Source organism: Ruegeria sp. BF10, from assembly GCF_056538725.1.
This window is the reverse complement of sequence record NZ_JBQFTR010000001.1, coordinates 572,065-598,757: the sequence shown is the minus strand read 5'-3', so window position 1 is coordinate 598,757 and position 26,693 is coordinate 572,065. Positions and strand designations below refer to the sequence as shown.

The following is a 26,693-nucleotide window of genomic DNA, read 5'->3' as shown; positions in this document are numbered from 1 at the left end:
GGGGGAGGAACCAAGTGCGCGCATTGCTGCAAAGAGTGACACAGGCCAAAGTGTCGGTCGAAGGCACCGTCATCGGCACAACCGGCCCTGGGCTCATGATTCTGGTCTGCGCCATGCAGGGCGACAGCAAGGCACAGGCAGAAAAACTGGCCGAGAAAACTGCAAAACTGCGGATTTTCAAGGACGACGCCGGCAAGATGAACCGCTCGCTTCTGGATGTTCAAGGCTCTGCTCTGGTGGTCAGCCAGTTTACGTTGGCGGCGGACACTTCCAGCGGCAATCGCCCCGGATTTTCAAACGCAGCCCCGCCCGAGCTGGGAGAGCAGTTGTACAAGGTCTTCGCCGAGCACCTTGGCGCGCAGGGTGTCGCGGTGGAAACCGGACAGTTCGGTGCGGACATGGCGGTAGAACTTGTAAATGACGGGCCGGTCACGATCTGGGTGGAGAATTGATGGATATTGAGAAGCAAGCCGTCACGTTGTGGCAGGCCGGTGTTGAGGCCGTCGGCGGGTACGAGGCCACCCTGGCCGCCTTGCCTGATGTCCCGAAACCCGACCGTATTCTGGCCGTGGGCAAACCCGCCGCAGCCATGGCGCGGGCTGCGCTGGAACATTTCGGCGCCATCCCAACGCTTGTGGTCACCAAAGACGACCATGGCCGCGACCTGCCGGGTGGGGTCGAGGTGATCGAGGCGTCGCACCCCGTTCCGGACGACCGCAGTCTTGCGGGCGGGCGGGCGCTGCGCCTCGCCATGGAACAGATGGGGCCCGGATCACATGTGCTGCTGCTGGTCTCGGGCGGCGCGTCATCCCTGGCCGAGGACCTGCTTCCCGGAACATCGCTTGATGACCTCGGGGCGTTGAACCGCGAACTGCTGTCGAAAGGGCTGGATATCCGCGCGATGAATGCCGAGCGTCGCAAGCTGTCGCGTATCAAGGGCGGCGGTCTGCTGTCCCATTTCGCCGGAGACCGCGCCACTGTTCTGGCGATCTCGGACGTGCCCGGAGACGATCTGAACGTCATCGGCTCGGGAATCGGAGCATTGCCCGACAACCCTTCCTTTGCGGCGACCACCCGGATCGTTGCTTCGAACGCGCATGCACGCAATGCCGCTGCCAAAGCAGCGGAAAAAATGGGACTGAGGGTATTGACCAATGATGAGGCCCTGCACGACGACTATTTGAAAGTCGCGGCGCGTCTTGGGCCCATGCTGCGAGGAATGGAAAAGGGCGTGATGATCTTTGGCGGAGAACCGACCGTGGTTTTGCCTGATCACCCGGGGCGTGGCGGCAGAAATCAGGCCCTTGCGCTTGCCTTGGCCAAAGAGATTTCAGGCCAGACGGATCTTGCGGTGGTCGTGGGCGGCACCGACGGCACGGACGGTCCGACAAATGCGGCGGGTGGAATCATAACAGGCGCAACCTGGGGTGATGGCGCAGATCTTGCACTTCTAAAAGCCGACAGCGGGTCTTTCCTGGAAAAAGCCAATGCTTTGCTGACAACAGGGCCAACCGGCACCAATGTCATGGACCTGGTTGTCGCGATACGTGGATGATTTGACGCTTATCATGCTGCTTTGGCCCGCAATCGACCGGAAACTACCCGGAAATGCAGAATGCACCTGAACACCCACTCAGCAATTGCCGCACACCGGACAAGAAAGAGAGGGCTTCGGCCTTCGGTATTTAAGAGAAATAACCTTGCCCGGTCCGCGGAAATAAGCCAACGTTGACTCATGCGTCAACAAAAAGCCCCCCGAGGGGCTGGAACCACTCAATAGGGAGAACACTCATATGAACGAACAAATCACGTATATGGCCGGTCAGGTCACAGCCGGGAAGATGACTCGCCGCGAATTCATGGGGAAAGCTGCGGCTCTGGGCGTTTCGGCTGCCGTGGCCAGCACGATGTTCGCGGACGCAGCACGCGCGGCAGGCCCGAAAAAGGGCGGTGACCTGAAATTTGGCCTTCAGGGTGGCGAATCCACCAACTCGCTGGATCCAGCGACCTATGCCAGCTCGGTTCCGTTCCAGAACGGCAAGCAATTCGGCGACCAGCTTGTAGAAGTTGCCCCCGATGGGTCCATCGAACCGCGCCTGGCGGAAAGCGTCGAAGGCAGCGCGGACGCCAAGGTCTGGACCTTCAAACTGCGTCAGGGTGTCGAATTCCACAACGGCAAGACCATGACCAGCGAGGACGTGCTGAAGACCATGCAGCGCCACTCGAACGAAGACTCCAAGTCTGGTGCTCTGGGCATCATGAAGGGCATCGAGTCAATGAAAGCCGACGGCGACAACTTCCAGGTTACGCTGTCCGAGCCGAACGCGGACCTTCCGTATCTGATGGCCGACTACCACCTGATCATTCAGCCCGATGGCGGCATGGACAATCCAGGGGCAGGTATCGGAACCGGACCTTACAAGGTGGAAGTGGACGAACCCGGTGTGCGCCACTTGTTCACAAAATACGAGAACCACTGGAACTCTGATTTTGGCAACTTCGACAGTGTTGAAGTCGTGGTTATCAATGACGCGACCGCGCGTACCGCTGCACTGCAATCGGGTCAGGTCCACGCCATCAACCGTGTTGAACCAAAGGTCGCGGACCTGCTGGGGCGCGCACCCAATCTGACCGTGCATTCGACCGCTGGCCGTGGCCACTATGTCTTTATCATGCACTGCGATACCGCACCGTTCGACAACAACGAACTGCGCACGGCCCTGAAGTATGCCATCAATCGTACCGAACTCGTAGACAAGGTTCTGCGCGGCTATGGCTCGATCGGGAATGACATGCCGATCAACGCAGCCTATCCTCTGTTTGATGAGACCATCGAACAGCGCGAGTTCAGCGTGGAAAAAGCCGCCGAGCACTACAAGAAGTCCGGTCATGACGGTTCGCCGATTATCCTTCGTGTTGCAGACGGTGCCTTCCCGGGTGCCGTGGATGCCGCAGCCCTGTTCCAACAGACAGCGACCCAGGCCGGAATCCCGCTGGAAATCAAGCGCGAGCCGAATGATGGCTACTGGTCTGAGGTTTGGAACGTGCAGCCCTTCTGTGCCTCTTACTGGGGCGGTCGTCCGGTGCAGGACCAGATGTATTCGACCGCGTATCTGTCGACGGCGGACTGGAATGACACACGGTTCAAAGTTCAGGCATTTGACGACCTGCTGTTCGCGGCTCGTGCAGAACTGGATGCCGAAAAACGCAAGAAGATCTACAGCCAGATGGGCCGCATGGTCCGCGATGAAGGCGGCCTGATCTGCCCGATGTTCAATGATTTTGTCGAAGGTGTCAGCAACCAGCTGGATGGTTGGGAAAGCGACCCGACGCAGGAGATGATGAACGGCAACATGTCCCGCAAAATGTGGTTCGTCTGATACGGGCATCGGATAATGCATCCTATCATAAAACTGGTTTCCCAGCGCCTCGCGCTGGGAATTCTATTGCTGTTCGGCGCTTCGGCCTTGATTTTTGGCCTGACCGAAGCTCTTCCCGGAGACGCCGCGCAAGCCGTCCTGGGGCAGTCCGCAACCCCCGAGGCCTTGGCCAACCTTCGCGAAGAAATGGGCCTGGATCGCCCGGCCCTGACCCGTTATTTTGAATGGCTGGGCGGCATCGTTCAGGGCGACCTTGGCCAATCGCTGACCAACAAGCTTGATATTGCCGAGAGCATCGGAAAACGCCTCGGGAACACGTTGTTCCTGGCTTGTTTTGCGGCAATCGTATCCGTCCCGCTTGCGATTTTCCTTGGGCTACTGGCCGTCCGGTACCGCAATCGCTGGCCCGACAAACTGATTTCCGCCGTCACGCTGACAACGGTTTCTATCCCCGAGTTCCTGATCGGCTATGTCGTGATCTACTACATCTCGGTCAAACTGGGATGGTTTTCCTCGCTTGCGATGATCAACGACTCGATGTCGTTCTGGCAAAAGCTGAACGCGATTGCGCTGCCTGCCTTCGTTCTGACATTGGTGGTCCTGGCGCAGATGATGCGGATGACCCGCGCTGCAATTCTGAACCTCATGCAATCAGCCTATATCGAAACGGCCGAACTCAAGGGCCTGAGCACGTTTCAGGTCATCGCGCGGCATGCCTTTCCCAACGCAATCTCACCCATCGTGAACGTTGTTATGCTGAACCTCGCCTATCTGGTTGTTGGCGTGGTCGTGGTCGAAGTCGTGTTCGTCTATCCCGGCATGGGGCAGTACCTTGTGGACGCCGTGACCAAACGTGACGTGCCGGTCGTTCTGGCCTGCGGCGTGGTGTTCGCGGCTGTCTACATCGGCCTGAACATGGTCGCGGATATCGTCTCGATCCTTGCCAACCCAAGACTGAGGCATCCGAAATGAAGAACATTCCTATTTCGGCTCTGATTGGCCTCATGTTCACCGGCGCCTATTTCTTCGTGGCAATCGCAGCCCCGTTGATCGCGCCTTACGGGATGGCGGAAGTGGTCGGCGATGTATGGGAACCGGCCAGCGCCGAGCACCTGCTGGGCACCGACAACATCGGCCGTGACCTGCTGACCCGCATGATCTATGGCGGGCGCACGACGATCTTCATTGCCGCCGCCGCGACATTGCTCAGCTTCTTGACCGGTACATCGCTTGGTCTTCTGGCCGCCGTTCTGGGCGGTTGGGCGGATCAGGCGCTCAGCCGGACGGTCGATCTGATCATGTCCATCCCTACGCTGATCCTTGCGCTGGTCATTCTGGCCATCGTTCCGGTCACCGTTCCGATCCTGATCCTTGTCATGGGTCTTCTGGATGCGACACGCCCCTATCGCCTGTCGCGGTCCGTCGCCGTGGACATCAACGTGATGGATTATGTCGAAGCCGCGAAACTGCGTGGTGAGGGGCGGATGTGGATCATCTTCCGGGAAATCCTGCCGAACGCATTGTCACCGCTGGTGGCCGAGTTCGGCCTGCGGTTCATTTTCATGGTGCTGTTTATCTCTACCCTGTCCTTCCTGGGTCTCGGCGTTCAACCGCCGCTGGCCGACTGGGGTGGCATCGTGAAGGAAAACAAGGACGGCATCGTCTATGGCATTGGCGCGGCCCTGTACCCCGCCGTGGCCATCGCGACGCTCGCGATCTCGGTCAACCTTGTGGCTGACTGGATCCTGAACCGAACCACATCGCTGAAAGGAGGTCGGGGATGAGTGATACCCTTCTCAAGGTCCGTGATCTCAAGATCGGTGCGACCGTTTACCCACCGGGTGAGAAACCCCATGACATCGAAATCGTGCACGGGGTCAGCTTTGACCTGGAGCGCGGCAAGGTACTGGGTCTGATCGGTGAATCCGGCGCAGGGAAATCCACCATCGGTCTTGCCTCGATGGCCTATGGCCGGGGTGGCGTCGAAATCACCGGCGGCGAGGTCTGGGTCAACGGGCGCGACATCCTGAAATCATCACATAGCGATATTCGGAATCTGCGCGGGGGCGAGGTTGCCTATGTCTCGCAATCCGCTGCCGCGTCGTTCAACCCGGCCAAGAGGATCATGGATCAGGTTGTCGAAGCGGCTGTCGAGCACAAGAAGTTTTCTCGCAAAGAAGCTGAAGGCCGCGCGCGCGAACTGTTCGCAAAGCTGGGCTTGCCCGATCCTGACAACATCGGCAGCCGCTATCCGCATCAGGTCTCGGGCGGTCAGTTGCAGCGTTGCATGACTGCGCTGGCACTGTGTCCTGAACCCGATCTGGTGGTGTTCGACGAACCGACCACGGCGCTTGATGTGACCACCCAGATCGATGTTCTGATGGCAATCAAGGATGCCATACGCGATACCGGCGTTGCTGCTTTGTACATCACGCATGATCTGGCGGTCGTTGCGCAGGTCAGCGACGATATCATGGTTTTGCGGATGGGTGACACAGTCGAATACGGCAGCACCGACCAGATCATCAACAACCCGCAGGAAGAATATACGCAGGCTTTGGTCTCGGTGCGTTCGATCGAGCACGAAGAAAAGCAGCCCACACCGGAACCGCTGCTTACCGTTGACGGGATCACCGCGCGCTACAAGGGGCTGAACTTCGACGTGCTGCACAACGTCAATGTCGAGCTTCATCCGGGGCAGACACTGGCGGTCGTGGGCGAATCCGGCTCGGGCAAATCCACGCTGGCCCGGGTGATCACCGGCCTGTTGCCGCCGCGCGATGGCGAGATCCGTTTTGCCGGTCGCACGCTGTCGCCGGACCTTGCAGGGCGGTCTCGCGAGGATCTGCGCGAGTTGCAGATGATCTATCAGATGGCAGACGTGGCAATGAACCCACGCCAGACCGTCGGCACCATCATCGGCCGCCCGTTGGAGTTCTATTTCAACATGCGCGGCGCTGAGAAACGTAAACGGATCATCGAATTGTTGGATGAGATCGAGCTGGGCGAAAAATTCATCGACCGCTATCCTGCGGAACTGTCCGGAGGTCAGAAACAGCGTGTCTGTATCGCCCGGTCACTGGCAGCCAAGCCCAAGATGATCATCTGTGACGAGGTCACTTCGGCACTGGATCCGCTGGTGGCGGACGGCATCCTCAAGCTGCTGCTGGACCTGCAAAAGATCGAGGATGTGGCCTATCTGTTCATCACCCACGATCTGGCGACGGTCCGCGCGATCAGCGACAGCATCGCGGTGATGTATCAGGGTCGCGTGGCCCGTTATGGCTCGAAGAGTCAGGTGCTGAGCCCGCCCTTCGACGATTATACCGACCTGCTGCTCAGTTCGGTGCCTGAAATGCATCTGGGCTGGCTGGAAGAGGTCGTCGCCCATCGCAAGATGGAAAGCGCCGGCAACTGATCCGGTTCGTGACATTTCGATTAAGGTTTGAATCCCGGCACCTTGTTTGAAGACAGGTGTCGGGATTTTGCTATTGGGGGCGCAAAGTGGCAGCCGATAGACGTCGAATCTCTTAGGGTCGCCGGAACGCAATGTTTCTCAAAGGGCCTCGACATGGACCGCAAGCTTCTCCTCATCATTCTGGACGGTGTCCCCTATCGCAATTTTCGCCGCCTGTTCGGCAATCTCGAAGGCTGGGTCGACAGTGGTGAAGCACGGCTTTGGAAACTGCGTGCCGTGCTGCCTTCGACATCGGCCAGTTGCTATGCGTCGATCCACACGGGCGTGACACCGCAAGAACATGGCTGCACCGGGAATGGAAACGTATTCCGGCTGAGCCACAAGGACGTGTTCAGTCAGGTGCGTGAAGCCGGTGGTGTGACCGGGGCGGTGACACACAGCTATTGGTCGCAGTTCTTCAACCGTCATCCCTTCGATTACGTCCGCGACATCGAATATGACGAACCCGAAAGCGCGACGATCAACCATGGCCGTTTTCACAGCATGACCGGCTATGGCAAAGCCAACCAGATGACGCCATCCGATGTCGACCTGTATGCCACTCTGACCAACCTGTGCCTGCGTTTCGGGCTGGACTATGGCATTCTGCACACCTGCACGCTGGACAGTATGGGCCACCGTTTTTTCCACGATTGTGAAGAAATGGATCACGCCTGTTTTGTTGCCGACGAAATGCTTGCGCCTTTCATCCCCCGCTGGCGCCAGTTGGGATATGAAGTGATCGTCACCGCGGATCATGGCCAGGACGAGCGCGGCCACCACGGTGGGCGCGGCCCGCTGCAACAGGAAACGGCGCTGTACTATTTCGGTGACGCAGAAGGGCCAGACGCCGAGATCGTCATAAACCAGTTGCAATTGGCCCCGACCATCCTAAGCCGAATGGGTGCCCCCATTGCAGAGACAATGAAGGCCGAACCGTTTCTGCGGTAATGGTCATGCGGCTTCGGGGCCGCTTATGCGGCCTTCGCCGCCACCACTGTCGCAAATACCTGGTATCCGTAAAGCGGCCCGTTTCGAGCACGTCTTTCGTGCTCGGCCACAAGCCCCGCTGCCAGTTCTTTTCCGATATCACCTCGCTCGTACATTTGCTTGGTGGTCAGATCGACCCAAGGCAACATCTGCTCGGGTGTTGAGACAACTCTGCTTTGCACGTCAAAGTGCCTGACAGAAAGTCCGGCATCGGAAATCATTGACCTGAGTTTTGCGACGACAAAAGGATCGGTTACAAACTCGCGGACGAACTCTTTTGCGCAGATATCCAGTGGATCATTTGGAAAAGAGCTGAACGTCGCTTTGGAAAAATCAGCGTCACACACAATCAACAGACCATCAGGCTTCAGCACTCTGAACGCCTCGGCAATCAGGGATTCGGGGTCTTCTACATGCGTGAGCACCGTGTGCATGATAACCGCATCGACGGCTTCATCTTCCAAAGGCAGCGCGGCACCGTCCGCCACTTTAAACGTCAGATTCGAATACTCTTTGGCCCGATCGTTGGCTTCCGAGACAAACCCTTTCGAGGGTTCGAAACCTATGACGTTCGCCGGGTGGCAGTGTGATGCGATGCGACGTGTGACGGCGCCTGCACCGGCCCCAACCTCGACAACCGTTGATGCATCCGTGACGTTCAGATGACCCAGATAGGCGGCAACGATCCGTTCCATGGCCGGGTCCGCTTGCCGTTGGTCCATTGAATCCGCAAACAACTTGATGAATTCAGGCCCGGCGGCATCAACGTTCTGGAAGGGGTCGGTCATAAGGTAATATCTCCTCGGAGAATTTGAGTGAGCTTACCACAGCCAGCCGATTTTCGGCATACAGGCCCCAAAAAGGACCAGAGCCTTCAAATCACTGCATCAGTCGTAGGACCAGATCCCCTGCCCCAGCGCTTCTATCGCAACCGAAATACGTTCAAAACTGTCAGCCGCACGTTTCACCGAGGTTCTCGCGCGCAGATACCCGTGCACAAGACCGAACTCATTGATCCAGTGGGCCTGCCCGCCCGCCGCATTGATCCGACTGCAATAAACCTGCCCGTCGTCACGCAGCGGATCGCAATCAGCCGTTACAACCACGGTCGGCGGCAGGTTTGAATAGTCACTGTCCTGCAACGGCGCATAGGTCGGATCGCCCTGGGGCGGATCGCCCGCGCATCGGACGGTTTCATAAAACTTGATTTCATCCAACGTCAGCAAGGGGGCCTGGGCATGTTCCTGGTAGGACCCCCGGGTGCGGTCCCCACCGAGGCCCGGATAGATCAGCACCTGCCCCAGGATTCCGTCCATACGCCCGCGCGCGTAGTGGGATACCGCAGCAGCCAGATTTCCACCGGCGCTGTCACCGGCCAAAACCAATGGGTCTCCGAATTTGGTTGCGGCCCAGTTCGCAGCCGCCCAACAGTCATCAAACTGTGCCGGGTGCACATGTTCAGGACACAGCCGGTAATCGACGGCGACGACCCGGTACCCGGTTTGGGCGCATAATTCAGCGCAAACATCGTCGTGACTTTCCAGACCACCAACAACGAAACCGCCACCATGAAAATAGATGACGGTTCGGGTTGGTTGCCCGGCAGAGTAAATTCGAACCGGAACACCATCAGCGGTCCGGTCTTCTGTTTCCACCCCAGCCGGGCGTGGTTGGCGAAAGTCCTGACACATGGTGTCATAGACACGGCGCTGATCCTCGATCGACAGATCGACCGCGTCATCGGGATAGCTTTCTGCCGTGCGACGTATGAACGCCCAGGTTTCTTCGTCGATCAGGCGTTCATAGTCCATTGTCCCTCCGGCTTATTCAGACCACTCCCATGGCCGGGTGTATACCCCCAGCACTTTTGCAACATCGTCTTCCGAAGATCCGTTCGCGTCAAGCTGCGCGACAAGGCCGCGCTTCTTGTCATCGATGACAGAAACAACCCGCGCCGCCAATCCTGCATCCTCAAGGGCGCCGTTGTAGATACGAGTGATGGCCTGTTTCCGAAGATCAGGCTTGAACACCTTGCCAACCGCCGTTTTGGGCAGCTCATCCAGAATGGTCATGTGCTTGGGCTGCGCCGCGCGTTCATGCACGTGAATCTTGCAGTAATCCATCAGCTCTTTTTCTGTGACCGACGCGCCCTCGACCAGTTCGACAAAGGCGCAGGGAACTTCACCGGAATGCGCGTCCGGCTGGCCGATGGCACCGGCAAAAGCAACGGCGTCATGGCCCAGCAAAGCCTCTTCGATCTCGGCAGGGTCGATGTTGTGACCGCCACGAATGATCAGGTCCTTCGCGCGACCGGTGATCCACAGATACCCATCTTCGTCGAAGCGCCCCAGATCGCCAGTGCGCAGGTACTTGTCAAAGTGATACAGGTTAACGTTCTTGTCGGCCTCGGTATAGGTATTGCCCGCATAGACACCCGGGTTCGAGATGCAGATCTCACCGATTTGATCGGTGCCGCACTCGGTCGGTCCATCTGGCCCATCCTGCAAGATCTTGACGTCTGTATAGGGGAAGGGAATACCGATGGATCCGATCTTTTTCTCACCATCTACCGGGTTGCACGAGACCAGACACGTGGCCTCTGTCAGACCGTACCCTTCGACAATGGTGACGCCGGTTGCTTCTTCAAACCGGCGGAACAGCTCCACCGGCAACGGGGCCGAACCCGAGAAGGCCGTTTTTACGCTTGAGATATCGGCATCGACCGGGCGCTGCATCTTGGCTGAAATCGCGGTTGGCACGGTAATGATGAAGCTCACCTTCCAACGCTCGATCAGCTTCCAGAAATTGTCGAACACCCCGTCGCCGCGATATCCCTGTGGCGTCGGGAAAACCACATGGGCACCGGAGGATACGGCCGCCATCACAATCACATGCACCGCGAAAACGTGGAACATGGGCAGCGGGCACATGATGACGTCGTTTTCGTCAAACAGAAGCGTGCTTCCCAACCAGCCGTTGTAGATCAGGCCGGAATACTTGTGCTGCGCCACCTTCGGCATACCCGTGGTACCGCCGGTATGAAAATAACAGGCGACACGATCTTCCTTGCTGTCTTCAAACGTCAGCGTCGTCGGCTGCTTGGCCAGTTCCGTGTGGAAGCTCTTGTAATCCGCATGGGCCAGCTTTTCCTTGTCGCCCATCTTGGGGCGCAGGAACGGCACCAGCCATGATTTGGGCGGGGTCAGATACCGGTTCAGGTCGATTTCCAGAATGGTATTGACCTTGGGTGCGTGGCGCACCGCCTCTTCGACCTTCTGCGCGACATCTGTTTTCGGGAAGGATTTCAGCGTCACCACGACCTTGGCGCCGGTCTCGCGTAGGATCGCTGCGATCTGTTCCGGTTCAAGCAGGGGGTTGATCGGGTTCACGATCCCCGCAACCGCACCGCCCATCATCGTGACCAGTGTCTCGTTGCAGTTGGGCAGCACATAGGCGACCACGTCTTTTTCACCCACACCCAGCGAGCGGAACAGGTTCGCCGCCTGGTTGACCTGGCTCAGAAGCTGCGACCAGGTCAGAGTTTCGGCCTTGTCCTTCGGGCCCGAGAACAGTTGGAAGCTCATGGCTTTGTGGTTGGGGAACTTCCCTGCGGTGCGCGACAAAAGCTGATGGAAGGTGACGGGCAAATCCCGGTCCTCCCACGGCATTTCCTGTTCCATGCGCTTCTTGTCTTCCAAACCCACAAAGGCCATGTGGTTCCTCCCGTATTATTCTCCCGCGTTTTGCGCGGGCTTGTTATGCGCAACCAAGATGGAAGCAAAACGAACCTCGCGCAAGCGAGGCCTTAGCCTTCAAAGGGAGTAAAATGTAGAATGACGCTACGGCGAATGTGCAAGTGCCGGAGCGTCACTCTTATTCTGCGGCGACACCATCGGTGAACTGCAACCGTGCAAGGCGTGCATACAGCCCGTCCTGAGACACCAGATCCTCGTGGCGGCCTTGTGCCACGATGCGGCCTTCCTCCAGCACAACGATGCGGTCGGCTTTCTTTACGGTTGCCAATCTGTGCGCGACGATCAGGGTCGTGCGCCCGGCACGCATCTTGTCCACCGCGCCCTGCACTGCGCGTTCGCTTTCCGCATCCAGCGCCGAAGTCGCCTCGTCCAGCAGCAGAACCGGCGCGTCGCGCAGGATTGCACGGGCAATGGCAATACGCTGCTTCTGCCCGCCGGACAGCATGACACCGCGTTCGCCGACAAAGCTGTCATATCCTTCGGGCAAGGCCGCGATAAAATCATGCGCGGCAGCGGCCCGCGCGGCAGATTCGACTTCTGCATCCGAGGCGTCCAGACGCCCAAAACGGATGTTTTCCCGCGCGGATGCAGCAAAGATCACAGGGTCCTGGGGCACCAAAGCCATGTGGCGGCGAAAGTCTGACCGGTTGATGTCGCGCAGATCAAGACCGTCCAGCGTCACGCGGCCCGAGTTTGGATCATAGAAGCGCTGGATCAGTTGGATCACGGTTGTTTTTCCCGCCCCCGATGGCCCGACGAATGCGACCGTCTCGCCGGGTTTCACCAAAAGCGAGAGATGATCCAGTGCAATCGTATCGGGGCGCGCCGGATAGCGGAAGCTGACGTCTTCAAACCGGATTTCGCCCTGAACGTCTTTGGGCAGCGCTTTGGGATTGGCGGGGTCGGTGACAGTATCTTCTGCATGAAGCAGCTCGACCAGACGTTCGGTGGCACCTGCGGCGCGCTGAAGTTCGCTCCAGATTTCGGACAGGGCCGCGACCGAGCCCGCCATGATGATCGAATAGATGACGAACTGGATCAGAACGCCTTCGGTCATCACGCCATTTCGCACGTCGTTGGCACCCATCCACAGAACACCCACGATACCCGAGAAGACCAGGAAGATCACGATCACCGTCAGAACCGCGCGGGTCTGTATGCGGCGCAGCGACACGCGGTAGGATGTCTCGGTCATCTCACTGAACTGCTGGCGGCTGGCCTGTTCATGAGAAAAAGCCTGAACGGTCTGCACCGCGCTCAATGCCTCACCGGCGTTGCCGGACGAGGCCGCGATCCAGTCCTGATTCTCGCGGCTGATCACGCGCAGGCGGCGGCCAAGTACGAGGATAGGCACGATGACCACCGGAATCAGCAACAATACCAGCCCGGTCAGCTTGGCGGATGTCAGCAGCATCAGAACCAGCCCACCGACGAACAACAGTATGTTTCGCAGGGCAATGGACACTGACGAGCCGAGGACCGATTGGATCAGCGTCGTATCGGTGGTGATCCGGCTTAGCACCTCTCCGGTCATGATGCGTTCGTAGAATTCCGGGCTCATGCCGATGACCCGATCAAACACCGCCTTGCGGATATCGGCCACCACCCGTTCGCCCAGACGGGTCACAAGCGCGTATCTGATACCGGTGCCCACGGCCAGAACAGCGGCAATGCCGAGCGCGGCCAGAAAATACCAATCCAGAAGCTCTCCATCCTGAATGCGGAAATTGTCGACGACGCGCCGTACTGCCAGTGGCAGCGTCAGGGTCATGCTCGCCGTCAGAATCAACGCCAGCGTCGCGCCGATCATCAGGAACTTGTAGGGTTTCATGAACGGCCAAAGCGAGGCCAGAACCCCAATCTTCTTTGAACGCGCGCGTTCCTCGGAGGCTCCGGGCGCGGCGGTATGCGTTGGCTTGCTGGCGGCTTGTCTTGCCATGTCTGGCCCTTGTGTCCTGATCGGTACTGAGTGACCGCTTTCTTGGAGGTACAGTCAAGTATGGTCAAGCATCACAACCACAATCGGCAGGTCGAAAGGGCCATTTGACGCAGAATTTCAGGGAAGGAGTGGAGCGGGTAGACGGAATCGAACCGACATAGCCTGCTTGGAAGGCAGGGGCTTTACCATTAAGCTATACCCGCAAATGGTCTGCGCTGGTTAAGTCATGCTTTCGGGATCGTCAAGCCGGAAGTGGCAAATTTAGTGGCGCTATTTTTCCGATACTGCCCGGCCCGACACCGGCCCGTCAGTCCTGATTGCGAAATATCCGGGTCGAGGAAAAGAACCGCTCCAGTTCTTCGATCCGTTCCTTGCTTTCTTCCCATCGTGCCTCCTGCACTTCTGCAATCAGCGTTTCCGAGATCAACTGCAAGGCAATGGTCGAATCCCAACTGGATGGTGCCTCGACCAATGCGTGGAAAGAATAATTGGCGGTCTTTCCGATCGGTGACCCCCATTGATCCGTAAACAGCACAACCGTGACGCCCCGGCCCGAGGCAACCTGTGCCAGCTTCTCCAGATGCGCCTCGTAACGGCGGATGTCGAAAATCACCAGAACGGATGATTCATCCATATCCAGCAGGTATTGCGGCCAGACATTCGCCGAATTGCCCAGCATCGTCACATTGGGACGGATGATCTGCATGTGATTGAACAGGTAATCCGCGTTTGACCGGGTGATGCGGCCGCCAACGACGTAAAGATGGCGCTCTGTCTCGGCCAAAAGATGCGCGACGGTATCGAACATCTCTTTGTCCAGACGTTCCAGCGTGTGGCGCATGTTGGTCCATACCGCCTGGGCAAAGCGCGTTGTCGGATGTTCCGCCTCATCATCCACAACCCAGGCGTCCCGTTTCGAGATCGGCTTCTTGATCTGCGCCGCCACTTCTTCACGCAGCGCATCCTGCAAGTCGGGGAACCCGTCAAATCCAAGCTTGCGCGCCATGCGAATGACGGTCGGGGTCGAAACCTGCGCCGCGGCGGCCAACTTGGTGATCGATTGCAAACCGGCCATCGGATAATCCTGCAACAGGACCGAGGCCAACTGACGTTCAGACCGTGTCAGATCGTCCAGTTCATCCTGAATCCGCTGTTTGACAAGTTTGGCAACGGTGGCCATCGGCGCCCTCGTTTCTTGAATTTGTTACAGAATATGTTCGTTTGAAATTTTGTCTACAGAAATTTTCTTGACAGGTGAGAAGTTGCTGTAACAAATGCTACCTATGCGTCACGAGACCGAGTCATCATTGCTTTTGCCGGCGGAAGCCCCGGCAGCCCGCGTGCTCAATGCGCACGGTCGCGCGCGTGCTGTGCTGATATGCGAACATGCAAGCCGGTTTGTTCCTGCCGCGCTGGATGGATTGGGGCTGGATGAGGCGGCGGCCAGCTCTCATGCGGCCTGGGACATCGGCGCGCTGGACCTGTCGGTGGAGCTGATGGGCGCTTTGGATGCGCCGCTGGTCCACTCGCGCGTCAGCCGGCTGGTTTATGACTGCAACCGACCGCCCGAACGCGAAGATGCCATGCCGCAGGTCAGCGAAGTGTTTTCCGTTCCCGGAAACATGAACCTGACAGATGCTCAGCGCGCCCAGCGAGTTCGCGATGTCTATGAACCTTTCAAAACGCTGGTTTCGTCCACTTTGGACGAACGGCCCGAACCTCCGGTTGTCATCACGATCCACAGCTTCACGCCTGTCTACAAGGGAACCCCCCGAACGGTAGAGCTGGGGATTCTTCATGACGCAGACGACCGCGCCGCACAGCTGATGCTGAGCCACGCGGAAGGCTCAGGACTACGCGTGGCTCTGAATGAGCCCTACTCGGCCACGGATGGCGTCACGCACACGTTGCGCGAACACGCGGTCCGGCGCGGGCTTCCAAATGTCATGATCGAAGTCCGAAACGATCTGATCGACACCGCAGAAGGCGTGAATCGCATTGCGGGATTGCTGACGCCAATTCTGCATTCGGTCATCAAAGACATATCGCACGCAGAGGCGAATCCATGAAAACAGAGGTATCGAGATGAATTTCATGCGGGGATATGTGGCGGTCATTGACCGCACGAACCGCTGGATCGGGCGCGTTGTCATGTACGGAATATTCGTCATGATGGGCATCCTGCTCTGGTCCTCGATCTCGAAAACGTTCTTTCTGCCATCGCTATGGACACTGGAGATGGCCCAGTTCGCAATGGTCGCCTACTATATTCTGGGCGGCCCTTATTCGATCCAGATGGGGTCCAACGTCCGCATGGACCTGCTGTACGGCGAATGGTCCGACCGCCGTCGAGCGTGGACGGATGCGATCACCGTCCTGTTCCTGATCATCTACCTGGGCGTGATGATCTACGGCGGATACGACTCGCTGAGCTATTCGCTGCAATATGGTGAACGCAGCCCGACCGCGTGGCGTCCCTATCTGTGGCCAATCAAGGTCATTATGGTCGTGGGTCTGTTCCTGATGCTGCTTCAGGCGATCTCGGAACTGTTCAAAGATATTCTGCGCCTCAGGGGCGATGACATCCCGCGCGAGGTGATCTGATGTCTTACGAGTTGATCGCCATCCTGATGTTTTCGACCATGATGCTGATGCTGATGACCGGGCAGCGCGTTTTTGGCGCGATTGGTTTTGTTGCCGTGATGGCCGCCCTGTTCCTGTGGGGAGATCGCGGCGGCTACGATATTGGTTTTTCGGCCGCCATGAAACTGATGAAATGGTATCCGCTGCTGACGCTTCCGATGTTCATTTTCATGGGGTACGTGCTGGCCGAGTCCAAGATCGCAGACGATTTGTACAAGATGTTCCATGTCTGGATGGGCGGTCTGAACGGTGGGCTCGCGATTGGCACGATTGGCCTTATGGTGCTTATTTCGGCCATGAACGGCCTGAGTGTCGCGGGCATGGCCATCGGAGCGACCATTGCGCTGCCGGAACTGCTGAAACGCGGCTATGACAAGAAGATGGTGACAGGAGTAATACAAGCCGGGTCATCACTGGGCATCCTCGTGCCACCCTCCGTCGTGCTGGTTCTTTACGCGATGATCGCGCGCCAGCCGGTTGGGCAGCTGTGGCTTGCCGGGCTGCTTCCCGGACTGATGATGGCTGCAATGTTCATCCTGTATATCGTGATCCGCTGCCGCATCAACCCGGCCCTGGGGCCTGCTTTGTCAGCAGCGGAACGCGACGTGCCCATGGCAGAGAAAATGCGCCTGCTGCGCGCGGGCCTGCTGCCTTTGGGTATTTTCGCCGCGATGATGGTGCCCTTCGTCAACGGCTGGACCTCACTGGTCGAAAGCTCGGCCATCGGAGCGTTGACGGCGTTCGCCGCGGCCATCCTCAAGGGACGTATGACACGTGAGGTTTTCGAGACGTCTGTGCGGTCAACGCTGGGCATCACCTGTATGTTCATGTGGATCATCCTGGCTGCGCTTGCCTTTGGCGCTGTATTCGACGGGTTGGGCGCCGTTCGGGCAATCGAGAACCTGTTTACCGAACGGCTGGGCCTGAACCCGTGGGTGATCCTGATCTTGATGCAGCTCAGCTTTATTCTGATGGGAACGTTTCTGGACGACACGGCCATGCTGGTGATCGTCGCGCCTTTGTACGTGCCACTCGTGGGGGCGATGGGGTTCGACCTGATCTGGTATGGGGTTCTGTACACGATCACGACCCAGATCGCCTATATGACACCGCCCTTCGGTTACAACCTGTTCCTGATGCGCGCGATGGCGCCGCCAGAGATATCGCTGCGCGACATCTACGGTTCGATCCTGCCCTTCGTGATGGTGATGACGCTGGCGCTGGCGATCATCATGACATTCCCGCAGATCGCGCTGTGGCTGCCTGAATACATCTACAACAAATGATCCCGGATCAAACCGGGGCTTCGCGGGCAATCCCCGCACAATCGAAACTGACCAACGGAGAGAGAGAATGACGAACAGACGTACATTTCTGAAAGGTGCTGCGGCCGCTCCCGCCGCTGCTCTGGCGACGCCTGCACTGGCGCAATCGACCATCAGATGGCGGATGCAGACCTATGCCGGCCCGGCGCTGGCCGAACACGTGATCGACCCGGCCATCAAGATGTTCAACACGATCGCCGGCGACCGGATGCAGATCGAGCTGTTCTATGCCGACCAGCTGGTTCCCACGGGCGAGCTGTTCCGCGCCATGCAGCGCGGCACGATTGATGCCGTTCAGTCGGATGATGACTCGATGGCGTCACCCACCGAGGTCACCGTGTTCGGCGGCTATTTCCCCTTTGCCTCGCGCTATTCGCTGGACGTGCCGGTTCTGTTCAACCAGTACGGGCTGAACGAGATCTGGGACGAGGAATACTCGAAAGTCGGCGTCAAGCACATCTCGGCCGGTGCCTGGGATCCGTGCCACTTTGCAACGAAAGACCCGATCAACAGCCTGGCGGACCTTCAGGGCAAACGTGTGTTTACCTTCCCGACCGCGGGCCGCTTCCTGTCTCAGTTCGGCGTTGTGCCGGTCACCCTGCCCTGGGAAGACATCGAAGTCGCGGTTCAAACCGGCGAGCTGGACGGCATCGCGTGGTCCGGCATCACCGAAGACTACACTGTCGGCTGGGCGGATGTGACCAATTACTTCCTGACCAACAACATCTCGGGCGCCTGGGCCGGTTCGTTCTTTGCCAACATGGATCGCTGGAACGAGCTGCCCGAAGATTTGCAGACCCTGTTCCGCGTTTGCACCGATCAGTCACACTATTATCGTCAGTGGTGGTACTGGGGCGGCGAAGCCAGCCTGCGCGTCAACGGAGACAAGATGCAGCTGACGTCGATCCCGGACGAAGAATGGGCAACCGTCGAAGCCGCGGCCGTTGCCTTCTGGGATGAGATCGCAGCCGAATCTGAAACCAAGGCGAAGGTTGTTGAAATCTTCAAACAGTACAACGCCGACATGCTCAAGGCTGGACGGCCGTACCGCTACGGCTAAGAATTGGCCAGGCGACCCGCCCCTTGCATGGGGCGGGTCAAACAGGACGAATGGCCGATGATGGATTTCGGCAAAGACAAAGGTGGCACATGCTCACGTTCGAACATCTGAAAACGCAGGTATCCGAAGGTTCGGTTGATACGGTTTTGGTCTGCATGGTGGACATGCAGGGCCGGTTGATGGGCAAACGCTTTCACGCGGGCCATTTCGTGGCAGGCGCATGGGAAGAGACCCATTGCTGCAACTACCTGCTGGCCACCGATCTGGAGATGGCAACACCTGATGGCTATGCCTCGACCAGTTGGGAACGGGGCTATGGCGATTATGTCATGAAGCCGGACCTCAGCACCCTGCGCCCGGTGCCGTGGCTTGAGGGCACGGTGATGGTGATGTGCGATGTGCTGGATCATCACACCCATGAGGAAGTGCCGCACGCACCGCGTTCAATCCTGAAAAAGCAGGTCAACCGTTTGAAAGCCATGGGCTATGACGCAATGACGGCGACCGAGCTTGAGTTTTTCCTGTTCGAGAAAAGCTTTGACCAGATCCGCAAGGAAGGGTTCCGCGATCTGGAGCCGATCTCGGGCTATAACGAAGACTATCACATCCTTCAGACCACCAAGGAAGAACATGTGATGCGCCCGATCCGCAACCATCTGTGGGATGCGGGTATTCCGGTTGAGAACTCCAAAGGTGAGGCCGAGACCGGACAGGAAGAGCTTAACATCAAATACGCACCCGCGATGGAAACAGCCGAGTATCACTCGATCGCCAAGAACGCTGTAAAAGAGATCGCGTGGCAACATGGTCATGCGGCGACCTTCCTGCCGAAATGGCATCACGATAAGGTGGGCAGTTCGTCCCATGTGCACCAGTCACTGTGGGCGGATGGACAGCCTGCCTTCTATGACGCTGGGGATGATCTGGGCATGTCGGCGCTGATGAAAAGCTATATGGCCGGTTTGCTGAAATATGCCCCTGATTATACCTATTTCATGGCGCCCTACATCAACAGTTACAAACGCTTCATGAAAGGTACCTTCGCGCCAACGCGGATCATCTGGTCTGTGGACAACCGCACTGCCGGGTTCCGCCTGTGCGGTGACGGCACCAAGGCCGTACGTGTCGAGTGCCGGATTCCGGGCTCAGATATGAACCCCTATCTGGCGATGGCTGGCATGCTGGCGGCAGGGATCGCGGGCATCGAGGAAGGGCTGGATCTGCAACCGCCGACCAAGGGCGACGTTTATCAGGGTGAGACTGCCATGATCCCGGGCAACCTTCGTGCGGCGCGGGATGCGCTGCATGGTTCGGCCATGTTGCGGGCGGCCATGGGAGATGACGTCGTCGACCACTATACCCGTGCCGCGGAGGTCGAGATCGAGGAATTCGAACGCGTGGTCACGGATTGGGAAATCGCCCGCGGGTTCGAGCGGGCGTGAAGTCGGGTCGTGCTGGGGGCTCTGCCCCCAGACCCCCGGGATATTTTTGGCCAGATGAAGCAGGGTTCCTGTTTCTTTCGGAAATGGAGTGAAAATGGGGCAGATGTTGAAATGTGTCTCGCCGATCGACGGATCGGTTTTTGCCGAACGTGAAGTGTTGTCGCGAGAGGCCGCTTTCGGGGCCGCGGCCCGCGCTCGGGCTGCTCAGGCGGACTGGGCGGCCCGTCCGTTGCAGGAGCGGATTGATCTTGTGATGGCTGGCGTGGCCGCCGTTGGCGCCATGAACGATGAGATCGTGCCCGAACTGGCCCATATGATGGGTCGCCCGGTGCGTTATGGTGGTGAATTCGGTGGGTTCAACGAACGCGCAAGCCACATGGCGAAGATTGCAGAGACGTCTCTGGCAGATATCGCCGTGGGCGAGGATGCGACGTTTAAGCGTTATATCAAGCGCATCCCGCATGGGGTGGTCTTTGTGGTGGCACCCTGGAACTATCCTTACATGACGGCGATCAACACGGTCGCACCGGCGCTTATCGCGGGCAACACGGTCGTCCTGAAACACGCGACACAGACCTTGCTGGTGGGCGAGCGCATGGCAAAGGCGTTCCATTCGGCAGGAGTGCCCGAGGACGTGTTCCAGAATGTGTTCCTGAGCCATGACGCGACCAACGATCTGATCGCGGGCAATGCATTTGATTTCGTGAACTTCACCGGATCAGTCGGCGGCGGTCAGGCGATGGAACGTGCCGCGGCCGGCACGTTTACCGGCGTCGGCACTGAACTGGGGGGCAAGGACCCCGGCTATGTCATGGACGACGCCGATCTGGATGCGGCGGTCGAGACGCTGATCGACGGGGCCATGTTCAACTCGGGCCAGTGCTGTTGCGGGATCGAGCGGATCTATGTCCACGAAAGCCTCTATGACGCCTTTGTCGCCAAGGCAGTGGGCATCGTGCAGGGCTACAAGCTGGGCAACCCGCTGGACGCCGAGACAACGATTGGCCCGATGGCCAATGTGCGGTTTGCCGATGAGGTGCGATCCCAGATCGCCGAGGCGGTTGCATCCGGCGCGGTCGCGCATATCGACACCTTCGCAGAAGACGATGGCGGCGCGTATCTGACACCGCAAATCCTGACCAATGTCACCCATGACATGCGCGTGATGCGGGACGAAAGCTTTGGGCCCGTGGTGGGCATCATGAAAGTGTCCTCGGACGAGGAGGCCATCGCCTTGATGAATGACAGTGAGTTTGGCCTGACTGCCAGCCTGTGGACCCGCGATGTGGATCGTGCGGCGCAGGTGGGTGACCGGATTGAAACGGGCACTGTGTTCATGAACCGCGCCGACTATCTGGACCCTGGCCTGTGCTGGACGGGCTGCAAGAATACCGGGCGTGGCGGCGGTCTGTCCGTGATTGGATATCACAACCTGACACGTCCCAAATCCTACCACCTCAAAAAGGTAACGGGCTAAGGACGACGGCCTGCTTCGGACCCACCCCCTCGCCGAAGCAGGCCTTTTTTTGCAAAGGAAACCTGACATGACACTTGTTGGAAACTGGTCCTATCCGACCGCCATCAAATTCGGAGCCGGGCGCATCAGGGAATTGCCCGAAGCCTGCGCCGCCGCCGGAATGAAGAAACCCTTGCTGGTCACGGACAAGGGGCTGGCCGATCTGCCCATCACCAGCGCGACACTGGATATCATGGAGGCCGCCGGTCTGGGCCGCGGCCTGTTCAGCGATGTGGACCCCAACCCGAATGAGAAGAACCTGGAAGCCGGAGTTGCGGCCTATAACGCAGGTGGCCATGATGGGGTGATCGCCTTTGGCGGCGGCTCGGGGCTGGATCTGGGCAAGATGGTCGCCTTCATGGCCGGTCAGACGCGCCCAGTTTGGGATTTCGAGGATATCGGCGACTGGTGGACGCGAGCCGACGCCGACGTTATCGCGCCAATCATTGCCGTTCCGACCACCGCAGGGACAGGATCGGAAGTGGGCCGCGCGAGCGTCATCACCAATTCCGAGACCCATGCCAAGAAGATCATCTTTCATCCCAAGGTTCTGCCGACCGTGGTGATTTGCGACCCGGAGCTGACCGTCGGAATGCCCAGGTTCATCACGGCAGGAACAGGCCTGGACGCCTTTGCGCATTGCGTCGAAGCCTTCTCGAGCCCGCATTATCACCCGATGAGCCAGGGCATCGCGCTGGAAGGGATGCGGCTGGTGAAGGAGTACTTGCCGCGCGCTTATGCTGACGGCTCCGATATCGAGGCCCGCGCCCAGATGATGAGCGCCGCTGCCATGGGTGCAACGGCTTTCCAGAAGGGTCTTGGCGCGATCCACGCGATGAGCCATCCAATTGGCGCGGTATTCAACACCCATCACGGCACCACAAACGCGGTCTGCATGCCCGCCGTGCTGAACTTCAACGCCCCCGCCATTGCAGACCGGTTCCAGCAAGCCGCGGCATATCTGGGCATCGACGGCGGCTTCGATGGTTTTTGCGCCTTCGTGCAGGATTTCAACGACAGCCTTGGCATCCCCCGCACTCTGTCCGACCTAGGTGTGACCGAAGCTTCAATCCCAGAGCTTGTCGAAGGCGCGATCATCGATCCTTCATGCGGTGGAAATCCGATTGAGTTGACGAAAGACAACCTGACTCAGCTGTTCAAAGCAGCGCTGTAAGAAACCAAAGGGCCCGGCGAAACCTGCCGGGCCCTTCGCGTTCGGATTGCCAAGATCAGATCAATGCCCGGTCAAAACCAGAGTGTTCACCGGCATCAGGATCAAACGCAGGCGCAGACCCGCTGCATGCACCACGCCGATCGTGTCGACCACGTGCAGGAAGGCCGCCTCCCAAAAGCCCAGATCTTCGTGCTCCAACCGCTCGTGATTGTCTGTGTAGACATTGGCCAGACAATTGCTGCCCGGTGGAATGTCATCGGCCATACCTTTGTACAGCGGCTCCATGTAAACCAGAATCGAGCCCGGATTATTGTTGGTCTGCACGTCCCGCAATTCGTCCGATGGGCGGATCTGGCCGGAAGGAATGACATCCTGCACCTCGACCACCACGGTGGGGATCACGGTGAATGGTTTGGTCATGCAGCCCAATTCGCCAATCATGCCCGGCTTGATCACCTGGGCAGACAGCTGGCTGAAAGCGGCCTGAAAGCGGTCATGTCCGGTGTGCGATGGCACTAGAACACCAGCAGGGCGCAACAGCGGGCTTACGTAATCACCGACCTGAAGGCCGAACTGTTCGACCCGCCCCGTGACGCCCGCTATGATTACGGTTTTGTCCAATTCGGTCTGCGCAGCATCCAGTTGCGCAATGGCACTTGCCAGCTGCGCGGGGATCAGTTCTTCAATCTGCTGCTCAACCGCAGCACGTTTGGATTCCGCTGCAAGAACCTGGGCCTCTCGCTGGGCAACAAGGTTTTCCAGCCTCTCAATCTCGGCCAGCCTTACCGCGCTTGACCCTTCGTCACGCAGGGTTGTGTTGCGCTCAAGATCCTCCAGAGACTGGGCAAGCGCTGCCTTGGCACCTGCAATTCCAGCTTCGGCCTCGGCCAAATCGGTTTCCGCAACCTTAAGTGAGGCCTGCACCTGTGCAATCTGCGCATTTGCCGCCTGAACCTGTGCAGTCTGGCTGAAATCCTCGATCCGGAAAATCGGTTGCCCAGCGGTTACCAGTTCGTTGTTCTTGACGAAAACCTCGGAAACACGGCCACCCAATTGCGGCAGAATGGTCACTGTTCGGAAATAGGATGCCGCGGTTTTACTGGCCGGATGAAAATAGAACAGCGTGGTGATCACGGTCAGCGCCAGAATGGCACAGGTGGTCAAACCCCAACGCAATTCGTACCACATGGTAAACAAGGTAATCTCGTGACCGATCCGCTTACCCTGAACGAACCGGCGGAACAGATAGTCGGGCAGCACAGTTACCAGGGCGCAGAGCATGGTCTCGATCATGTGGTGTGCTCCTGCGTATCGCTGGCTTCGGACTCCGGCGATGCCGGTACCGTTGTTTCAGGCACTGTCTGCGGAACAGGAGACGGACCAAGAGAACGAATGGCATCGGCAATATTTCTAAGCGGGGTGGCAAAATCCGGAAACTGGAACCCCGCGACCAGAATGGCGGCAATCCAGAAAAGCCCATTATGTGTGAACAGTGCCAGCAGCGCCAGAATACCCACCAATTGGAATTGCGGGTGATTGTTTTCGTGGGCCATTTTTTCAGGAACCGAATGAAGTGTCAGGTATCCGACACCGATCAACACCACCAGAACGACGAAAAAAACGACCATGGCGGAGAAAAGGTAATCGCTTCCGTCAGCTGCGACAACGTATCCGGGAATATGCCCCGTGGCCATTGGATGAAGGTCTGCTGCGGTCACCTTACCCTCCTGTTTATTTTGATACTTCTTTGACCGGGTTGAAGCACGATTTCAAGGCTGCTTATAGTCTGAAAACCCAAACGCGTGGCGAATAAGGAGCATTAGGGTCAGCATGGAGTTCAAGAAACCCATTGCATATCCGTTTCGAACGGATCGCAAGTCATGATTGATTTCCTAGTCATCGGCGGCGGAATCGCCGGGCTGAGCGCCGGTGCGCGCCTGTCGCAACACGGAACTGTGGTGGTTCTCGAAGCCGAAGACGCCCTGGGCTATCACGCATCGGGCCGGTCGGCGGCGTTGTTCGAAGAAAGCTATGGGCCTCCCTCGGTCGTCGCCCTGAACAAAGCGGGGGCTGCCTTTCTTCATACGCAGAATGGCGGTTACCTGACACCGCGCGGATTGATGCTGGTCGGAGCAATTGACCAGCCCGACGTTTTCGAAGCCGATCGCGCCGATCTGAACATGGTGAAGATACCGATGGATCAGGCGATATCGCGCGTTCCGATCCTGAACCCGGACAAGGTCGGGTTTGCAGCCATCAGCGAAGCGGCCTTTGACATCGATACAGATCGCCTGTTGCAGGATTTCGCCCGGACCATCCGGCAAAACGGAGGAACGGTTTCGACGAAAAGCAAAGTCACCGGCATTCGAAAAGAAAAGCACTGGGTGGTCGAGGCCAATGAGATCTTTGAAGCCCGCATTCTGGTCAACGCAGCCGGTGCCTGGGTGGATGAGGTTGCGCAGCTTGCAGGGCTGCCCGGTATCGGCATCATACCCCGTCGTCGGTCAATGGCGCGTCTGCCCGCCCCCGGAGGGCATGACGTTTCTGTCTGGCCGATGATGCTGGGCGCTGGCGAGACATGGTACGCCAAACCGGATGCGGGCAAGCTTCTGGTCTCACCCTCCGAAGCCGATCCGGTTCCGCCGCAGGATGCCTATGCAGATGATATGGTGCTGGCAGAGGGGCTGGCGCGGTATGAAGAGCTGATGACCGTGCCGGTCACAAGGGTTGAAACGAATTGGGCAGGTTTGCGCAGTTTTGCCCCGGATGGGACCTTGGTGCTTGGGCGCGACCCGCTGGACCCTTCGTTTGTCTGGTGTGGCGGTCAGGGCGGGTATGGTTTTCAAACCTCACCGGCGGCCTCGCAACTGCTGTGCGATCTTGTTGTCGGAAACACACCCGAACTGGAACCTGACATAGTAGGCATGTTGACCCCTGACAGGCTGAAACGATGATCAAACGCAGCCTCCCCTCTTCTGCAAGCGTCGCCAATGCGTCTGAAGATGGCAAGCTGGTGGCCCCGGCAGCATCCCGGAACACGGACGCCCTGTGTGCACTGCTGCAAGAATGGGGCCCGTCCCGGGGCCAGGCATTGGAAATCGCAAGCGGAACTGGTCAGCATGTCAGGACCTTCGCCGAAGCGCTGCCCGGGCTGACGTGGCAGCCTTCGGAAGTTGACCCAGAGCGGCGCGTGAGTATCGACGCCTATACCCGAAACCTGCCAAATGTCACGCCGGTCGCAGAACTGGATGCAACGATATCAGGCTGGCACAGGCGGTTTGACGGCCAGGATCTGATCGTTTTGATAAACTTGATTCACTTGATCAGTTGGCAGGAAACCAGAACCCTCGTTTCGGAAGTCGCCCAATCCCTGTCACCACAGGGGCGGTTCATCTTGTACGGTCCGTTCAAACGCTCGGGCCTACTCACCAGTGACGGGGATGTTCGCTTTCATGAGGCTTTGTTTCAACAAGACCCCGAAATCGGTTACAAAAACGACGAGGACATTCTGGACCTGTTCAAAAACGTTGGCCTGCACGCGTTGGCACCGGTCGAAATGCCTGCCAACAATCTTGCATTCATTGCCGAGCGCCCTGACGTCTGATCGAGATCAAAGTCAAACAGCTGCACCCCGCTTCATATTCCAGTTGAAAAATATGAAGAAGGGCACTCAGCAATGGCATGGCAAGAAAAACTCTCGGCGACACGAAAGAGTTTGCGAAACCTGAACGGATCCATCCCCGATACCACGCGCGCATTCGGAGCGCTTGGCAAAGCCGTCAAAGAGGGCGGGACGCTCGACTACAAGACGAAGGAACTCATTGCGTTGGGCATGTCGATCAGCCTGCGCTGCGAACCCTGCATCACCCTGCATACCGAAGCTTTGATCAAGGCAGGTGCGACACGGGAAGAAGTGTCCGACGTGTTGGCCATGGCGATCCAGATGGGTGGCGGCCCAGCCATGATGTACGCGGCCAAGGCGCTGGAATGCTTCGACGAACTCTCAGCATGA

24 protein-coding genes and 1 tRNA gene are annotated in these 26,693 nt (G+C 58.3%); 17 read left to right on the top strand and 8 right to left on the bottom strand.

All coding sequences use genetic code 11. The features are described 5' to 3' along the window. Positions 1-14: 14 nt before the first annotated feature. The 7 genes from dtd (at position 15) to ACR0DJ_RS03000 (ending at position 7,788) form a co-directional block, all read left to right on the top strand. Positions 15-452, top strand: a complete 438-nt coding sequence (gene dtd / locus ACR0DJ_RS03030) for a D-aminoacyl-tRNA deacylase (protein ID WP_480683838.1) — start codon at positions 15-17, stop codon at positions 450-452. Further along, positions 452-1,555 carry a DUF4147 domain-containing protein gene (locus ACR0DJ_RS03025; RefSeq protein WP_480683836.1) on the top strand — a complete coding sequence of 368 codons (1,104 nt, stop codon included), beginning with the start codon at positions 452-454 and terminating at the stop codon, positions 1,553-1,555. The genes dtd and ACR0DJ_RS03025 overlap by 1 nt, the downstream gene beginning before the upstream one ends. Before the next feature lie 238 nt (positions 1,556-1,793). Then, a complete protein-coding gene (locus ACR0DJ_RS03020) occupies positions 1,794-3,380 on the top strand; it encodes an ABC transporter substrate-binding protein (protein WP_257599155.1) in 1,587 nt (528 codons plus the stop codon). Between the two features lie 15 nt (positions 3,381-3,395). After that, complete coding sequence (locus ACR0DJ_RS03015) at positions 3,396-4,352, top strand: ABC transporter permease (protein ID WP_480683835.1); 957 nt, start codon at positions 3,396-3,398, stop codon at positions 4,350-4,352. Continuing rightward, positions 4,349-5,164 (top strand): ABC transporter permease, encoded by an 816-nt coding sequence (locus ACR0DJ_RS03010; RefSeq protein WP_425078677.1) that lies wholly within the window; start codon positions 4,349-4,351, stop codon positions 5,162-5,164. The genes ACR0DJ_RS03015 and ACR0DJ_RS03010 overlap by 4 nt, the downstream gene beginning before the upstream one ends. Next, positions 5,161-6,798 carry an ABC transporter ATP-binding protein gene (locus ACR0DJ_RS03005; RefSeq protein WP_425078678.1) on the top strand — a complete coding sequence of 546 codons (1,638 nt, stop codon included), beginning with the start codon at positions 5,161-5,163 and terminating at the stop codon, positions 6,796-6,798. Before ACR0DJ_RS03010 ends, ACR0DJ_RS03005 begins: the two co-directional genes overlap by 4 nt. 153 nt (positions 6,799-6,951) lie before the next feature. Continuing rightward, a complete protein-coding gene (locus ACR0DJ_RS03000; RefSeq protein WP_480683833.1) occupies positions 6,952-7,788 on the top strand; it encodes an alkaline phosphatase family protein in 837 nt (278 codons plus the stop codon). A 23-nt stretch (positions 7,789-7,811) separates the two neighbouring features. Here ACR0DJ_RS03000 and ACR0DJ_RS02995 read toward each other — a convergent pair whose 3' ends face one another. The 6 genes from ACR0DJ_RS02995 to ACR0DJ_RS02970 form a co-directional block, all read right to left on the bottom strand. Beyond that, the gene (locus tag ACR0DJ_RS02995; RefSeq protein ID WP_480683831.1) at positions 7,812-8,615 is read right to left on the bottom strand and encodes a class I SAM-dependent methyltransferase; all 804 of its coding nucleotides are present in this window, start codon (positions 8,613-8,615) and stop codon (positions 7,812-7,814) included. A 99-nt stretch (positions 8,616-8,714) separates the two neighbouring features. Beyond that, positions 8,715-9,638, bottom strand: a complete 924-nt coding sequence (locus ACR0DJ_RS02990) for an alpha/beta hydrolase (protein WP_480683830.1) — start codon at positions 9,636-9,638, stop codon at positions 8,715-8,717. 12 nt (positions 9,639-9,650) lie between these two features. Then, positions 9,651-11,540, bottom strand: coding sequence for an acyl-CoA synthetase (locus tag ACR0DJ_RS02985; RefSeq protein ID WP_480683828.1), 1,890 nt, complete (start codon positions 11,538-11,540; stop codon positions 9,651-9,653). 160 nt (positions 11,541-11,700) lie between these two features. Beyond that, positions 11,701-13,521 carry an ABC transporter transmembrane domain-containing protein gene (locus tag ACR0DJ_RS02980; protein ID WP_170343594.1) on the bottom strand — a complete coding sequence of 607 codons (1,821 nt, stop codon included), beginning with the start codon at positions 13,519-13,521 and terminating at the stop codon, positions 11,701-11,703. A 129-nt stretch (positions 13,522-13,650) separates the two neighbouring features. Next, positions 13,651-13,724 (bottom strand) — tRNA-Gly (locus ACR0DJ_RS02975). Positions 13,725-13,828: 104 nt separating this feature from the next. Next, entirely contained in the window at positions 13,829-14,701 is an 873-nt protein-coding gene (locus tag ACR0DJ_RS02970) for a MurR/RpiR family transcriptional regulator (protein WP_170343593.1), read from the bottom strand. A gap of 103 nt (positions 14,702-14,804) precedes the next feature. On the opposite strand from ACR0DJ_RS02970, the gene ACR0DJ_RS02965 reads away from it, so the two are divergent. The 7 genes from ACR0DJ_RS02965 (at position 14,805) to ACR0DJ_RS02935 (ending at position 22,681) form a co-directional block, all read left to right on the top strand. Continuing rightward, the gene (locus ACR0DJ_RS02965) at positions 14,805-15,590 is read left to right on the top strand and encodes an N-formylglutamate amidohydrolase (RefSeq protein ID WP_480686225.1); all 786 of its coding nucleotides are present in this window, start codon (positions 14,805-14,807) and stop codon (positions 15,588-15,590) included. A 16-nt stretch (positions 15,591-15,606) separates the two neighbouring features. Further along, positions 15,607-16,125 (top strand): TRAP transporter small permease subunit, encoded by a 519-nt coding sequence (locus ACR0DJ_RS02960; RefSeq protein WP_170343591.1) that lies wholly within the window; start codon positions 15,607-15,609, stop codon positions 16,123-16,125. Beyond that, complete coding sequence (locus ACR0DJ_RS02955) at positions 16,125-17,450, top strand: TRAP transporter large permease (RefSeq protein WP_480683825.1); 1,326 nt, start codon at positions 16,125-16,127, stop codon at positions 17,448-17,450. The genes ACR0DJ_RS02960 and ACR0DJ_RS02955 overlap by 1 nt, the downstream gene beginning before the upstream one ends. A gap of 67 nt (positions 17,451-17,517) precedes the next feature. Continuing rightward, the gene (locus ACR0DJ_RS02950) at positions 17,518-18,549 is read left to right on the top strand and encodes a TRAP transporter substrate-binding protein (RefSeq protein WP_170343589.1); all 1,032 of its coding nucleotides are present in this window, start codon (positions 17,518-17,520) and stop codon (positions 18,547-18,549) included. Positions 18,550-18,638: 89 nt separating this feature from the next. Then, positions 18,639-19,991, top strand: coding sequence for a glutamine synthetase family protein (locus tag ACR0DJ_RS02945; RefSeq protein WP_480683824.1), 1,353 nt, complete (start codon positions 18,639-18,641; stop codon positions 19,989-19,991). Positions 19,992-20,085: 94 nt separating this feature from the next. Then, positions 20,086-21,468 carry an aldehyde dehydrogenase family protein gene (locus ACR0DJ_RS02940; protein WP_480683823.1) on the top strand — a complete coding sequence of 461 codons (1,383 nt, stop codon included), beginning with the start codon at positions 20,086-20,088 and terminating at the stop codon, positions 21,466-21,468. A 67-nt stretch (positions 21,469-21,535) separates the two neighbouring features. Further along, a complete protein-coding gene (locus ACR0DJ_RS02935) occupies positions 21,536-22,681 on the top strand; it encodes an iron-containing alcohol dehydrogenase (RefSeq protein WP_480683822.1) in 1,146 nt (381 codons plus the stop codon). Between the two features lie 60 nt (positions 22,682-22,741). Here the strand turns inward: ACR0DJ_RS02935 and ACR0DJ_RS02930 are convergent, their stop codons facing one another. Further along, the gene (locus ACR0DJ_RS02930; protein ID WP_170343585.1) at positions 22,742-23,974 is read right to left on the bottom strand and encodes an HlyD family secretion protein; all 1,233 of its coding nucleotides are present in this window, start codon (positions 23,972-23,974) and stop codon (positions 22,742-22,744) included. After that, positions 23,971-24,399, bottom strand: a complete 429-nt coding sequence (locus tag ACR0DJ_RS02925; protein ID WP_257599167.1) for a hypothetical protein — start codon at positions 24,397-24,399, stop codon at positions 23,971-23,973. The genes ACR0DJ_RS02930 and ACR0DJ_RS02925 overlap by 4 nt, the downstream gene beginning before the upstream one ends. Before the next feature lie 162 nt (positions 24,400-24,561). Between ACR0DJ_RS02925 and ACR0DJ_RS02920 the strand changes: the two genes are divergently transcribed. The 3 genes from ACR0DJ_RS02920 to ACR0DJ_RS02910 all read left to right on the top strand — a co-directional run bounded on the left by ACR0DJ_RS02920 (position 24,562) and on the right by ACR0DJ_RS02910 (position 26,693). Next, positions 24,562-25,635, top strand: coding sequence for an NAD(P)/FAD-dependent oxidoreductase (locus ACR0DJ_RS02920; RefSeq protein WP_480683821.1), 1,074 nt, complete (start codon positions 24,562-24,564; stop codon positions 25,633-25,635). Further along, a complete protein-coding gene (locus ACR0DJ_RS02915) occupies positions 25,632-26,285 on the top strand; it encodes a DUF938 domain-containing protein (protein WP_480683820.1) in 654 nt (217 codons plus the stop codon). Before ACR0DJ_RS02920 ends, ACR0DJ_RS02915 begins: the two co-directional genes overlap by 4 nt. 72 nt (positions 26,286-26,357) lie before the next feature. Further along, positions 26,358-26,693, top strand: a complete 336-nt coding sequence (locus ACR0DJ_RS02910) for a carboxymuconolactone decarboxylase family protein (protein ID WP_170343582.1) — start codon at positions 26,358-26,360, stop codon at positions 26,691-26,693.